15 protein-coding genes are annotated in these 13,589 nt (G+C 72.4%); 13 read left to right on the top strand and 2 right to left on the bottom strand.

What is annotated here, in order from left to right; all coding sequences use genetic code 11:
* The first annotated feature begins 30 nt into the window (after window positions 1-30).
* From ACHFIV_RS17265 to ACHFIV_RS17230, 8 genes are all read left to right on the top strand, one after another.
* Window positions 31-2,472 carry a SpoIIE family protein phosphatase gene (locus ACHFIV_RS17265; RefSeq protein WP_398969260.1) on the top strand — a complete coding sequence of 814 codons (2,442 nt, stop codon included), beginning with the start codon at window positions 31-33 and terminating at the stop codon, window positions 2,470-2,472.
* 168 nt (window positions 2,473-2,640) lie between these two features.
* Window positions 2,641-3,063 (top strand): DUF6221 family protein, encoded by a 423-nt coding sequence (locus ACHFIV_RS17260; protein WP_398969257.1) that lies wholly within the window; start codon window positions 2,641-2,643, stop codon window positions 3,061-3,063.
* Window positions 3,064-3,262: 199 nt separating this feature from the next.
* Window positions 3,263-4,153: an SDR family oxidoreductase gene (locus ACHFIV_RS17255; RefSeq protein ID WP_398969254.1), complete on the top strand. Its 891-nt coding sequence runs from the start codon at window positions 3,263-3,265 to the stop codon at window positions 4,151-4,153.
* Window positions 4,154-4,257: 104 nt separating this feature from the next.
* Window positions 4,258-4,500 carry a hypothetical protein gene (locus ACHFIV_RS17250; protein WP_398969251.1) on the top strand — a complete coding sequence of 81 codons (243 nt, stop codon included), beginning with the start codon at window positions 4,258-4,260 and terminating at the stop codon, window positions 4,498-4,500.
* Window positions 4,501-4,841: 341 nt separating this feature from the next.
* Window positions 4,842-5,357, top strand: coding sequence for a lamin tail domain-containing protein (locus ACHFIV_RS17245; protein ID WP_398969248.1), 516 nt, complete (start codon window positions 4,842-4,844; stop codon window positions 5,355-5,357).
* 148 nt (window positions 5,358-5,505) lie between these two features.
* Complete coding sequence (locus tag ACHFIV_RS17240) at window positions 5,506-6,003, top strand: peptidylprolyl isomerase (protein ID WP_398969245.1); 498 nt, start codon at window positions 5,506-5,508, stop codon at window positions 6,001-6,003.
* A 152-nt stretch (window positions 6,004-6,155) separates the two neighbouring features.
* Entirely contained in the window at window positions 6,156-6,950 is a 795-nt protein-coding gene (locus tag ACHFIV_RS17235) for an SDR family NAD(P)-dependent oxidoreductase (RefSeq protein WP_398969727.1), read from the top strand.
* Between the two features lie 25 nt (window positions 6,951-6,975).
* Window positions 6,976-7,680: a ribonuclease H gene (locus ACHFIV_RS17230; RefSeq protein WP_398969242.1), complete on the top strand. Its 705-nt coding sequence runs from the start codon at window positions 6,976-6,978 to the stop codon at window positions 7,678-7,680.
* A gap of 13 nt (window positions 7,681-7,693) precedes the next feature.
* Here ACHFIV_RS17230 and ACHFIV_RS17225 read toward each other — a convergent pair whose 3' ends face one another.
* Window positions 7,694-8,152 (bottom strand): ATP-binding protein, encoded by a 459-nt coding sequence (locus ACHFIV_RS17225; RefSeq protein ID WP_398969724.1) that lies wholly within the window; start codon window positions 8,150-8,152, stop codon window positions 7,694-7,696.
* Window positions 8,153-8,344: 192 nt separating this feature from the next.
* On the opposite strand from ACHFIV_RS17225, the gene ACHFIV_RS17220 reads away from it, so the two are divergent.
* From ACHFIV_RS17220 to ACHFIV_RS17200, 5 genes are all read left to right on the top strand, one after another.
* A complete protein-coding gene (locus ACHFIV_RS17220) occupies window positions 8,345-9,199 on the top strand; it encodes a helix-turn-helix domain-containing protein (protein ID WP_398969240.1) in 855 nt (284 codons plus the stop codon).
* A 124-nt stretch (window positions 9,200-9,323) separates the two neighbouring features.
* A complete protein-coding gene (locus tag ACHFIV_RS17215) occupies window positions 9,324-9,581 on the top strand; it encodes a WhiB family transcriptional regulator (protein ID WP_398969236.1) in 258 nt (85 codons plus the stop codon).
* A 41-nt stretch (window positions 9,582-9,622) separates the two neighbouring features.
* Window positions 9,623-9,961 carry a YkvA family protein gene (locus tag ACHFIV_RS17210; protein ID WP_398969233.1) on the top strand — a complete coding sequence of 113 codons (339 nt, stop codon included), beginning with the start codon at window positions 9,623-9,625 and terminating at the stop codon, window positions 9,959-9,961.
* 37 nt (window positions 9,962-9,998) lie between these two features.
* Window positions 9,999-11,900, top strand: coding sequence for a rhamnogalacturonan lyase (locus ACHFIV_RS17205; protein WP_398969230.1), 1,902 nt, complete (start codon window positions 9,999-10,001; stop codon window positions 11,898-11,900).
* A gap of 164 nt (window positions 11,901-12,064) precedes the next feature.
* Window positions 12,065-12,436, top strand: coding sequence for a hypothetical protein (locus tag ACHFIV_RS17200; protein WP_398969228.1), 372 nt, complete (start codon window positions 12,065-12,067; stop codon window positions 12,434-12,436).
* Window positions 12,437-12,768: 332 nt separating this feature from the next.
* On the opposite strand, the gene ACHFIV_RS17195 is transcribed toward ACHFIV_RS17200, so the two are convergent.
* Window positions 12,769-13,494, bottom strand: a complete 726-nt coding sequence (locus ACHFIV_RS17195; RefSeq protein WP_398969225.1) for a VOC family protein — start codon at window positions 13,492-13,494, stop codon at window positions 12,769-12,771.
* Between the last annotated feature and the right edge of the window lie 95 nt (window positions 13,495-13,589).

Genomic DNA, 13,589 nt, shown 5'->3' with positions numbered 1-13,589 from the left:
CAGCCGCGCGCGGGTGCGCATCCTGGCTGTGTGACCTGGAGCCCCGAAGGCAGCCGAGCGCCCGACGGACTGTCGCTGGTGCTCGCCCAGGCCGTGGTGAGTGCCGTCGACGCCGTCGGGGGGTACGCGGGCGGGGTGTACCTGCGCTCCCGCACCCCGGGGCTCCTGCTGATGGCGGTGCTCGCGGGGCTGCCCGGCGCGCTCATGCGCCCCTGGTGGCGCATGCACGTGAACCGGCCCTTCCCGGTGGCCGAGGCCTACCGCTCGGGCCGGCCGGTGTACCTGGGGGACGCCGAGGAGGCCATGCGCAGGTTCCCGCAGCTGATGGCGGGCCTGCCGTTCCCCTTCGGCTCGCTCTACGCGCCCGTGTCGACCGGGACGACACCCGTGGGGGTGCTCGTCGTCCTGCGCTACGCGACCCGGGGCGTGCCGGTCGGCGGCGCCGACCGGCGTCGCATGGAAGCCGTCGCGGGGAGGCTCGGAGCCGACATCGCCGCACAGGACGCGCCCGCAGAGTGGGACGGGGAGCCCATGCCCGTACGACTGCCTTCGGGAACCGCGCGGCAGATGCGGGTCGGGCACTTCGAGTGGGACATGGACAGCGGCACCGTGACCGCGGACGACTGCGCGCACGAGATCCTGGGCCACGAACCCACCGGCGCGCCCGTGCGCTCCATGGAGGCGCTCACGGCCGGCCTGCTGCCCGAGGACGCCCACGGCCTGCGGACGCTGGGGAGCAGGGCCGCACGGTCGGCGGAGCCTCACGTGCGCCGGATGTCTCTCTGGGGCCCCGACGGCCGACCGCTGCTGGCCGAGCTCTCCGGCCACGGGGAACGCGCCGGCCCGGCGGGCCGGGTGACGGGTGTCCTGTTCGACCAGGGCGCGGGTCCGGCCGTGCCCGACGCGGCCGACCGGATCCCGCGCGGCATGCTCTCCCACGACCGGCTGGGAAGGATCACCTACGCCAACCCGGCGGCGGAGCGGATCCTCGGCCACACCCGGGCGGATCTCACCGGAAGACCGCTCGGGGAGGCGCTGCCCTGGCTGGCGAACGCCGCCTACGAGGACCACCGCCGCGCGTCCCTGTTCTCCGACGACCCCGTCCACTTCCTGGCCCGGCGCACCCCGACCGAGTGGCTGTCCGTGTCGATGTTCCCCGGCCGCGACGGCGTCACGATCACCTTCAGCCCCTCCGGGCGGCCCGGCCACACACCGGAGTCCGGCGCCACCCCGGGCGGGGAGCTCGGTTCTCCGGCCGACCGCTCCGCGGTCCTGTACCGGCCGGTCGCCCTGGCCATCGCCCTGACGGAGGCCGTCACGGCACGCCAGGTCTCGGCCGTGGTCACGGAGGAGCTCCTGCCCGCCTTCGGCGGCAGACAGCTCGCCATCTACCTGCAGAACGAACGGCGCCTCTACCTTGCCTGGGAGACGGGCTTCCCCAAGGGCTTCCTCGACCGGTTCGACGGGGTGGGCCTCGACACGCACATCCCCGGCGTGGAGACGCTCACGACCGGCCGGCCCCTGTTCTTCGAGTCCATGCAACAACTGGGCGACGCCTATCCCGGCATCCCCATGGACGCCAGTGTCGGAGCCCGTGCCTTCCTGCCGCTCATCGCCTCGGGCCGCCCCGTCGGCTCGTGCATCCTCGGCTTCGACCAGCCCCGCGGGTTCAGCCCCGAGGAGCGCACCGTGCTCACCGCGCTCGCCGGGCTCATCGCCCAGGCACTCCAGCGCGCACAGCGCTACGACACCGAGGCCGCGCTCGCCCGGGGACTCCAGGACGCCCTGCTGCCCCACCGGCTCCCCGTCGTCGACCACGTGGAGACCGTCGGGCGGTACCTCTCGGGCACCCAGGACATCGAGATCGGAGGCGACTGGTACGACGTCATCGAGACCGGGGGCGGCCTGGCCCTGGTCATCGGGGACGTCCAGGGCCACGGCGTGGCCGCGGCAGCCACCATGGGCCAGCTGCGCAGCGCCGTGCGGGCCTTCACCCTGATCGGGCACGAGCCGCAGGAGATCATGAGCGCCACCAACCGGCTGCTCATCGGTCTGGACCCCGGTCAGTTCGCCAGCTGCTGCTACGTGCTGCTCGACCCCGCCACCGGTGCCACCCGGGCCGTACGCGCCGGCCACCCCCAGCCCGTCCTGCGGCACGCCGACGGCCGGGCCGAGGTCCTGGAGCTCGCCGGTGGTGTGGTGCTGGGCGTGGACCCGGAGGCGTCGTATCCCGTCACGGAGCTCGGGCTCGGCCCGGGAGCCGTCCTGGCGCTGTTCACGGACGGACTCGTGGAGAAGTCGGGCACGGACATCGACGAGGGCATCGAACGCCTGCGCAGCACCCTGGCCGCGGTGGGCCACATGCCGCTCGCCGAGACCGCGGACCGCATCATCCGGCAGGCCAGGCAGGACGACGACCGGCCGGACGACATCGCGCTGCTCATGGCCGCACGCAGGGCCCCGTCCGGCTGACTCCCGCCGGCCGCAGCCGGACACGGTGTCCGTCATGCGGACGCGCGCCGTGCGGACTGCGCCCGCGGCGCCCCGGTGAGGCATCCTCTGCTGGTCGGGCAGAACGGGTCCGTGGCGCTGAGTGGATCAGTCGCGGCGGTCTGTGACGGAGAAGGATTCGGAAACCAGATGGCAGACAACTCGGACCTGTTGGCCTTCGTGCGGGCACGCCTCGCCGAGGAGGAGGGCATCGCCCGGGAAGCTGGAGGCGACGGCTGGCGGACTCCGGCCGAGGCGCCCGGCGAGGTGCACGACCGGACGAGCGGTATCGCGTTCGTCGTACGGTCGCGCGCCTACGACCGGCACATCGCCTTCCAGGACCCGGCGCGCACTTTGCGCCGCATCGAGACCACCAGGGTGCTCCTGGACGAGTACGAGGAGATCGCACCCCTGGACACCGACCGCCCGGCCCAGGACTTCGCGTCGGGTCGTGCCGTCGGGCTGGGCTTCGTCGTCCGGCAGATGGCCGCCGAGCACGCCGGGCACCCCGAGTACCGGGTGAAGTGGCTTCCGCGGTTCTCCCACTGGGGCCCGTCCACCCCTCCGGGATGAGAACCCGTCCGGGCCCCCGTCCCGCCCGGGTGCCGAGTCCGCCGCGCGGTCGGAAGGGGCGCGGCACGCCTGCGCCGCTCCCTCCCGCGCCGTTCCCTCGCGCGGGCGGCCGGCCGCCGGGAATGCTTAGGTGGAAGGACAGTCCCCGCGCGGGGCGGCGCCACCCGGCGCCGTCGCGGTCGACCCCGAGGAGACACGTATGACGGGACCAGCCGGTTGTCTGCAAGGCCGCGTCGCCGTGGTCACCGGCGCCGCGAGGGGTCTCGGCGCGGCCGTCGCGAGAGAGCTGGGAAGCCGTGGCGTCACCGTGGCTCTGCTCGGCCGCGAGGAGGCGGGGCTGGCCCGGGTTCGGGACTCGCTTCCCGGCCGGGCACAGTGCTGGGAAGTCGATGTCGCCGACGAGGCGGGCATGGCGCGGGCGGCCGACGACGTCCGGGAGCGGCTCGGGCCGGCATCGATCGTCGTCGCCAACGCCGGTCTGGCCGAGGGCGGCCCCTTCGCCGGATCCGACCCGGCCACCTGGCGGCGCGTGATCGAGGTGAACCTGATCGGCAGCTCGATCACCGCGCGCGTCTTCCTGCCCCACCTGCTCGCCACGCGGGGTTACTACCTCCAGATCGCCTCGCTCGCCTCCATCGGCGCGGCACCCATGATGAGCGCCTACTGCGCGTCCAAGGCCGGTGTGGAGTCGTTCGCGCACGCGCTGCGCGCCGAACTCGCGCATCAGCACGTGGGCGTCGGCATCGGCTACATGAACTGGACCGAGACCGACATGATCCGTGACGCCGACCGGCAACCGGTGCTGCGTGAGCTGCGGGCGCACATGCCGAGGCCCGCGCGCAAGGTCTACCCGGCGAAGACCGTGGCGCGCCGCATGGTGCGGGCGGTCGAACGGCGCAGCGCCGCCGTGTACGCGCCCGGATGGCTCCGCGCCGCACAACTGGTGCGCGCGGCGATGCCTCCGGTCGTCACGGCGTACTCGAAGCGCGAACTGCCCAGGCTCGAGCGCGACGCTCCGTTCGAGGCGACCGGACTCCTGGGAGCCGGCGGCCGGGCCGACACCGTGGGCCGGCGCGGGCAGGACGGCTGAACCGCGCCCGGAGGGCGGAGCGGGAGGCGTACCCCGACGTGAGTACGCCGGCGCCGTACGCCTGAGTACGTGACCCGATCCCGGTGCGGGACCTCGCTGGTCGAATGGCAGCCATGGTCCCCGACGCGCCCTCGCGCCCCCGCATCCAGAACCTGGCCTGTGCCGGCACGGCGCTGGCCGTGACCCTGCTCCCGCTGGCCGTCGGCGTCCTGCTGGCCAGGACGATGGCCCTGGACCCGATGACGCCGGTGAACGCGCTGGTCACGAGTGGCGGTCAGCGCGTCCGTCTCGCCCCTGCGCGATGGGCACTGAAGGCTCGAACGCACGAGCTCCTTTCCCGTCGGTAACGGAACATTTGTCCAGGTAAGCGCTGTCGCTCCTGTTACACGGATCCGTGTGATCCGTACGGTGGCGCCCGGGGTGGCGGAGCCGGGGTGAACGGGGCGCCGTGACCAGGTGAACGAGCCCCGTGAAGGGTCGGTGCAACGATCAACGGTTGACAGGTCTACGACCGTTCGGGTGTGTGCCGAATGCAGTCGTCCGTGACAGAAATGTCCGCACTTCGTCACACGGACCAGGGCATCTTTCGGCCACGTCGGAAGCGGGACAAAGTTTGCGTTCCCGGCATGACGCCGGGGTCGGAAAACGCCCGGTGCTCCCTTCCGGGCCCGCATGATGAGGGGTTTCCATGTCCCGTTCCGCACGACGGATCACCGCCACCGTTCTCGCCTCAGGAGCTCTGCTCGCCGCAGCGGCCCTCCCGGCGACGGCCGATGGCCGGGACCGCGGCCAGCACCGGCCGGCGCAGCGCTCGGCTGTCGTCCTGGGTGAGATCCAGCACGACAGCCCCGGCCGCGACAACGGCTCCAACCGCAGCCTGAACGCCGAGTGGGTCACCGTCACCAACACCAGCCGTCACTCCGTCAACCTGCGGGGCTGGACGCTCACCGACGAGAGCCGCCGCACCTACAGGTTCGACCTGCGGCTGCCCGGACGCTCCTCGGTCCGCGTCCACACCGGTGTCGGCCGGGACACCCGGCACGACGTGTACCAGGACCGCCGCAACTACGTGTGGGACAGCAGGGACACCGCCACGCTCCGTGACGACCGCGGGCACCGGGTCGACTCCGAGTCGTGGGGCCGGCACCGCGACGGTGGCCACCGCGACGGCCAGCGCAACGGCGGTCACCGCGGCAACCGCTGAGCAGTACCGGTAGGGGGAAGCGGCGTTCTCCCTGACTGAAACGGCGTACCACGGCTCGCCCCCGTGGTACGCCGCGCTCGTGCGGCCCCGGCCGCCGGTGGGCGGGGCCTGTGCATCGAAGGGCGGCCGGTGATGTCAGGATGGGCTCATGACCATCAAGGCGTATTTCGACATCACCATCGACGACGAGCCCGCTGGGCGGATCGTGTTCAACCTCTTCGACGACGTGACCCCCAAGACCGCGGAGAACTTCCGCGCGCTGGCCACCGGCGAGCACGGCTACGGCTACGCGGGCTCGCCGTTCCACCGGGTCATCCCGGACTTCATGCTCCAGGGCGGCGACTTCACCCGGGGCAACGGCACCGGCGGCAAGAGCATCTACGGCGAGAAGTTCGCCGACGAGAACTTCACCCTGAAGCACAACAAGCCGGGTCTGCTCTCGATGGCCAACGCCGGCCCGAACACCAACGGTTCGCAGTTCTTCATCACCACCGTCGTCACCCCGTGGCTGGACGGCAAGCACGTGGTGTTCGGCGAGGTCGCCGACGAGGCGAGCATGGAGCTCGTCCGCAAGATCGAGTCGTACGGCTCCTCGACCGGCAGGACCAAGTCGAAGATCGCCGTCTCCGAGTCCGGCGTTCTCTAGACGTGACGGGGTCCCGGCCGGCTTCCTCCGGCCGGGACCCCGGACCGCCGCCCCGTCCTGCCGGTGAGCGGGCGGCCGGAAGGCGTCCGGGGCCACGGAGTGACAGGGTGAGAACCCCGCACGCCGTGGACATCGGACGGAAGGACCGCAGGGTGCGCATCGATCTTGCCGGCAGGACAGCGGTCGTGACCGGCTCCTCCCAGGGCATCGGCCTCGCCATCGCCACCGGGCTGGCCGGCGCCGGAGCGCGCGTCGTGCTGACGGGGCGGGGGCAGGAACGGCTCGACGGGGCGGCGGGCGTCGTGCGCGGCACCGAGCCGGACGCCGACGTCCTCACGGTCGCCTGCGACCTCGCCACCGAGGAGGGGGCGGCGGAGCTCCACGAGGCCGTGCCCGCCACCGACATCCTCGTCAACAACCTCGGCATCTTCGGCTCACGGCCCCCGCTGGACATCACCGACGAGGAGTGGCGCGCCTACTTCGACACCAACGTCCTCAGCGCGGTGCGCCTCATCCGCCGCTACCTGCCCGGCATGACCGAGCGCGGGTGGGGGCGCGTCCAGAACATCGCGAGCGACTCCGCGATCGTCATTCCCGCCGAGATGATCCACTACGGCATGTCGAAGACCGCGCTGCTCGCCGTCTCCCGTGGCTTCGCCAAGGAGGCCGCGGGGACCGGGGTGACGGTCAACTCGGTGATCGCCGGGCCCACCCACACCGGAGGTGTCGAGGACTTCGTCCACGAGCTCGTGGGCGGCGACCTTCCGTGGGACGAGGCCCAGCGTGCGTTCATGCGCCTGCACCGGCCGCAGTCCCTGCTCCAGCGCCTGATCGAGCCGGAGGAGATCGCACATCTGGTCGTGTACCTCAGCTCCCCGCAGGCGTCGGCCACCACGGGCGCGGCGATGCGGGTGGACGGCGGATACATCGACTCGATCGTGCCCTGACCTTCCGGACTGGCATGATCGGAGCATGGACGAGCGCATCATCGCCGCGTGTGACGGGGCATCGAAAGGCAATCCGGGACCTGCGGCCTGGGCGTGGGTCGTGGCCGATGGCCTGGGCAACCCCGAACGGTGGGAAGCGGGCCCCCTGGGAACCGCCACCAACAACGTCGCCGAGCTCACCGCCCTGCTGGAGCTGCTGAGGTCGACGGATCCGGCCGTACCCGTCGAGGTGCGCATGGACTCGCAGTACGCGATGAACGCGGTGACCAAGTGGCTGCCGGGGTGGAAGCGCAACGGCTGGAAGACGTCGGCCGGCAAGCCGGTCGCCAACCGGGAACTGGTCGTCGGCATCGACGAGCTGCTGAGCAGCCGCACGGTCACCTTCCGCTACGTTCCGGCGCACCAGGTGGACGGCGACCCGCTCAACGCTCTGGCCGACCAGGCGGCCAGTGAGGTGGCGGTCTCGCAACAGGCCGCCGGGACGGCGTACGGCGCCGCGGACCTGCCGGTACCCGCACCCGCCCGCTCGACGAAGAGCCGGGCGGCCGCCGGTGGATCGGCCAGGGGCGGGTCCCCGCAGGGCTCCACGGCCCGGACGCGCTCGGGCGCCACGATCCGCGCGAAGTTCGCCGGCCGGTGCCACTGCGGGAAGCCGTACGCGGCGAAGGACATGATCGCGAAGAATCCGAACGGCTGGGGTCACCCGGAGTGCCGGGCGGTGCCCGCCTGACCGTCCCGGATGATCAGAGGTCGGCCCAGACGAGCCGTCCGGACACGCTGGTGCGCGTGCCCCATCGCCTCGCCAGCGCGTCCACCAGCATCAGGCCCCGGCCGTCCTCGGTCACCGACGCGAGACCGAAGCCGTCACCGGCGCCGTGCGGCCCCCAGGACGCCACCGGTCCGGGGGCGTCCGTGCGGTGGGCCCCGCTCCCCGGTCCGCCGTACGGTTCCGGGTCCCTCGGACCCGGCAGTGCCGGGATGTGCCGCCGGCCCCGGTTCCACACACAGATGCGCACCCGGCCACGGGTCCGCAGGAGGCGGCACCGGATCCGCCGGCCCGCGGTGTGCTCCACCGCGTTGGCGACCAGCTCGGTCACGACCAGGGCTGCCGTCTCGACGCGCTCGTCGGGCTCCCCCCAGCCCCGCATGGCTTCCTGCACGCGGTGCCTGGCCACGGGGACACCCCGTGGGAGGCGGGGGATCCACCAGCTCTGGGCGCTCCGTCCGCCCGCGCCTTCAGGCGCCAGACGCGCGCACGCGACTATTTCCGACATGTACGTACCCTCGGTGCAAAGTGCATACTTTGCAAGAGGCAGAATGTCTGGATGCTTCCGATTCAGCGCTGAGGCCGCTCCGACCCGCACACATCGGAGCGCGCGAGGAAGGGGACGTGGATGAGGCCTCGCTCCGGCCCCACCGTCGAACACCGCGTCCTGGTGGCCCGCCTGCGTGCGCTGCGGGAACGCGCAGGTGTCAGCCTCCAGGCGGCAGCCGTGGCCCTGGGTGCCCACCCCGCCACCGTCCGCCGGATCGAGCGCGCGGAGACCGGGCTCGACGCCCATCAGGTCCGCGTCCTCCTGGAGTGCTACGCGGTACCCCCGGCGGAGGCCGAGCCGATCATGGCGGGCCTCGCCGCCGCGAACCTCCCGGGCTGGTGGCACCGGTGGCGGGACGTGATGGAACCGTGGCGGCAGGAGGTCATCGGAATCGAGTCCTCCGCCGCGGTCGTCCGGACCTGGCACCCCGCGCTCGTGCCCGAGCTGCTGCGCACCCAGGCCTACGAGGCGGCACTGTGCCGGGCCCTCACCGCCGACGCGGCGCCTCGGCGTGACCGGCACCTCGAACTGCTGGCGGAGCGGCAGCGCCGGCTGGAGGAGCGCGGTGCCGCGCTCTGGGCCCTGTTCCCGGCCTCGGCCCTCCACACGAGCGTCGGCGGACCCTCGGTGATGGCCGGACAGAGGGCGGCGCTGGAAGAGGCCGCGCACCGTCGGCATCTCACGCTGCAGATCGTGCCCCTCGACTTTCCGCCGCACCCCATGACCGGCGTCCCGCCGCTGCACCTGCTGCGCGTCCCGGCCCCGGAGATCGGCGACCGGGCGATGCTGGAGATCCCCGGCTCCCGGGTGGACATCATCGACGAACCGGACGCCGTCATGGACTACCGCATCCGGCTGGACGGCGCGTGTGCGACCGCCCCCCACCCGGAATCACCGCTGCCGAACGCGACGCCGAGCGCCGGAAACCCGTGAACTCCGGGCCTGTTGTGGTTTCGAACGCCCGATGACGGTCAGGCGCACAGTGCGGAACCGAAACGAAGCGGAATCCGACCGACCGGGACCAACGGACCGATCCCCGCGAGAAGGAGTGAGAATCATGGACAACTGGCGCTCGCACGCGGCGTGCCGCGAAGCGGACCCCGACCTGTTCTTCCCCATCGGCAGCACCGGCCCCGCGCTCGTACAGGCCGAGGAGGCCAAGGCCGTCTGCGGAACCTGCCCCGTGCGTGAACAGTGCCTGGACTGGGCCCTGGACAATGGACAGGACGCGGGTGTGTGGGGAGGCCTGGACGAGAACGAACGCCGTGCCCTGAAGCGTCGTCGCGCCCGGCAGCAGGCCAGGAGCCACGGGTGACACCTGGCGGCCCGGGCCGCCCCTCCGGGAGATGATGAGGCATGGACACCTCGGTCTGGCTCATCATCGGCGCGCTCGTCCTCCTGCTCATGGCGGGTGCCGCCGCCGTCCTGCTGGTGCGCGTCATCCGGGCCAGAAGGCTCCTCATCGACGCGGGCATCCCCCTGCGCAACAAGGCGCTCGTGTGGGCGGCGGTGCTCTACACCGTGTCGCCCGTCGACCTCGTGCCGGACCCCGTCTATCTCGACGACATCGGCTTCCTCCTGCTCGCCCTGCGCTCGCTGCACGCCGCGGCGCACGCGGCCGGCGTGGGGCGGGGGCGGCCGGACGCGGCCCGAACGGAACCGGGTGGCAACCTTTCGGCTTCCGGGAGCAACTGAGGGGGCGTAAGCCATCCCCGGCCAGAAGGTGCCTCTCGTGGAACCTCTGCTTCCCCACACCGATCCCCGCCCACGCCGCGGACGCCGTGTCACCCGTACCCGCGCGCTGACAGGCGCCCTGACGGCAGGCCTGCTCGCCGTCGGCGGGCTCGTGGCACTCGGTCCCGCCTCGCAGGCCGCCACGGCACGGCAGGCCGAAGCACTCGACCGCGGCGTCGTGAGCGTGCACACCGACAGCGGAAACCTCGTCAGCTGGCGCTGGCTCGGCACCGACCCCGACAACGTCTCCTTCAACGTCTACCGGGCCGGCACCAAGGTCAACACCTCGCCCGTCACCACCTCGACCAACTACTTCCACGCGGGAGCGCCCGCCACCGCCGACTACACGGTGCGCGCGGTCGTCGGCGGCGTGGAGCAGAGCGACTCCGTGCACGCGATCCAGTTCCGCTCCGGATACAAGGACGTGCCGATCAGTCCGCCCGCAGGCGGGACCACGCCCGACGGGGTCTCCTACACCTACGAGGCCAACGACGCGTCCGTAGGCGATCTGGACGGTGACGGCGCACTCGACTTCGTGCTGAAGTGGCAGCCCACCAACGCCAAGGACAACTCCCAGTCCGGCTACACGGGCAACACGGTCATCGACGGAGTGCGCCTCGACGGCACCCGGCTCTGGCGTATCGACCTCGGGCGCAACATCCGCTCCGGCGCGCACTACACCCAGTTCCAGGTGTACGACTACGACGGCGACGGCCGGGCGGAGGTGGCGATGAAGACCGCCGACGGCAGCGTCGACGGTACCGGGAAGGTGATCGGCAGTTCCTCCGCCGACCACCGCAACTCCTCCGGATACATCCTGTCCGGTCCCGAGTTCCTGACGATGTTCAACGGCAGGACGGGGGCGGCGATGGGCACCGTCGACTACGTCCCCGCGCGCGGCACGGTGTCCTCGTGGGGCGACTCCTACGGCAACCGGGTCGACCGCTTCCTCGCCGGCACGGCCTATCTGGACGGCGCCAGGCCGTCCCTGATCATGGCGCGCGGCTACTACACGCGCAGCGTCATAGCCGCCTGGGACTGGAGGGGCGGCGCCTTCACCCGGCGCTGGACCTTCGACACGAACAGCTCGACCAACGCCGGCAAGGGATACGACGGACAGGGCAACCACCAGCTGTCCGTCGCCGACGCGGACGGTGACGGCAAGGACGAGATCATCTACGGCGCCATGGCCGTGGACGACAACGGCAGCGGACTGTGGACCACGAAGAACGGCCACGGCGACGCCATGCACGTCGGGGACCTCGATCCCTCTCGCGCGGGCCTCGAGGAGTTCAAGGTCGACGAGGACAGCTCCAAGCCGTCCTCCTGGATGGCGGATGCCAGGACCGGTCAGATCCTCTGGTCCACCCCGGCGAGCGGTGACAACGGACGTGGCGTATCCGGTGACATCTGGTCCGGCAGCGCCGGCGCCGAGTCATGGTCCTCCGCCGTCTCCGGGGTGCGCAACCCGAAGGGCGCCGTGGTCACCAGCCGTAAGCCGTCCAGCTCCAACTTCCTGTCCTGGTGGGACGGCGACACCACCCGCGAACTCCTCGACGGCACCCACATCGACAAGTACGGCACCTCGGGCGACACCCGTCTGCTGACCGGGGCGTCCGTCCACTCCGGCAACGGCACCAAGGCCACGCCCGCGATCTCCGGCGACCTCTTCGGGGACTGGCGCGAGGAAGTCGTCTGGCCGACCACCAACAACACGGCCCTGCGGATCTACTCCACGCCGCACGAGACCGGCACCAGGATCACCACACTGCTCCACGACACCATGTACCGGACGGCGCTGGCCTGGCAGAACACCGCGTACAACCAGCCGCCGCACCCCAGCTTCGCCATCGGCAGCGGCATGGCGACCGCCCCCCGGCCGGTCGTCACCACTCCGTAGAGCACCGGCGGGCCGTGTCCCCTCCCCCGGGGCACGGCACGCCGGTTCTCCGCCCCCTGGGGACGGGAGCCGTCCGGGCGGCCGACGAGTTCCACGCGGGTATCCTGCTGCGGGAGTTGCGGGGAAGGCGTCGAGCGGACGCGGTGCGGCCGGGGGGCGGAACGATGCGTGTGTACAGGACGGTGGTCCAGGTCCTCGCCCTGGTGGCGATGGCGGCGGGATGCTCCTCCTCCCAGGGCGGGGACGGCCAACGGCTGACCGAGCAGCGCGGGAACTACTGCGCGCAGCTGGGGACATGGCAGAAGGCGCGGAACGCGGCGGACACGCAGCCCCCCGAGCCGTCGGGGTTCGACGAGACCGGGGCCGTCGCTCAGGACGCCTTCCTCGCGATGCGGCCGCTCAGGGAGGAGGCCGTCGGGGGAGGCCGGACCCTGGGGGAGGCGACGGCGGCGGCCATGAACAACGGCGACTCCGAGGCGGAAGGGCTTGTCGTGCGTTACTGCGACGACGCCGGCTTCGAGACACTGACCCGCTGAGGGTGTCCGCGCCGCTCGCCGGCTCGCGCCGCCCAGGGGCCAGCAACGCCCACCGGCCGGCCGTACCCGTACGCCGGCAACACCCACGGTCCAGCCACGCCCACCCGGCTACCGTCTCCCGGCACACGCCTCCGCTGCCCGGCCCCACCGGCCGTGCCGTCCGGTCCGCGGCCGGCACCCCGCCTCGCGACCGAACGCACCGGACCCCGTGAGCCACGCCGTCGGTACCCGACGCCGCCCGCGCCCTCCACCGGTGCGGCGGGTTACGCGGGCACGCCCTGGAACCCGGCCGCCGACGGGCCCCGGCGGCAGCCGGCGGACGCGGCGAGCGTCTACTCGCCCGTCACCGGATCACGGCCCGTCAGGCAGTAGACGCCGCCCGCCGGGTCCCGCATCACCGTCCACCCGTCGCCCTCGCGCACGAACCGGGCCCCGTGCCGTTCGTGCAGGGCGCGCCCGGCCCCGAGATCCGAGCAGGCCACATCCAGATGCGCCGACGCGGGGCGGGGCTCGTCCAGGCGCTGGACGAGCAGGTGTACGGGCAGGTCCAGGGACGGGCGGAGCACATGGAACTCGGGGTGGTCTCCGGGGCGGGCGTCCCAGCCGGTCAGCGTGGCCCAGAATCCGACCTCGGCCTCGAACGCCTCCGGTGAGACGTCGAGGGACATCTGGTCGAGCCGGCTCGCGGTCCCTCCGGCATCGGTGAACACCGGCGGTCGCGTCCGCCCGCCCCGCCAGGGCACCACGCAGAAGGGCTGTCCACCGGGGGAGCGCATGACGGTGAGTTCCGGGTGCCGGGCCTCGCCCTCGGCGCCCAGTCGGCGGGCCCGCGCGACGAAGGCGGGCATGTCGTCCACCGCCAGATCGGGATGCGCACCGCCCGGCCCGCCCACCGCCTGGGTCACCAGGTACGCGTCGGCCCCGTCCGCGAGCAGGGTGGTGAACTCACCCCTTTCGCCCCACGGCGCCGAGGCGCGGGTCCCGGTGACCGCGCTCCAGAAGGCCGCGGCGCGGCCGGCTCCGGGGCGGTCGATGAAGGCGTACGTCCAGCGGATCACGGTGTTCCTCCTGCGGCGGTCGTCGGGCCCGGGCCCAGCTGCCATCGTGTCAGGCGGGTCGCTCCCGCGGCCCGGTTCACCACTCGTTCACCGAT

The organism is Streptomyces sp. ALB3 (genome assembly GCF_044385685.1).
GTDB lineage: Bacteria > Actinomycetota > Actinomycetes > Streptomycetales > Streptomycetaceae > Streptomyces.
This window is presented reverse-complemented; position numbering and strand designations above follow the sequence as displayed.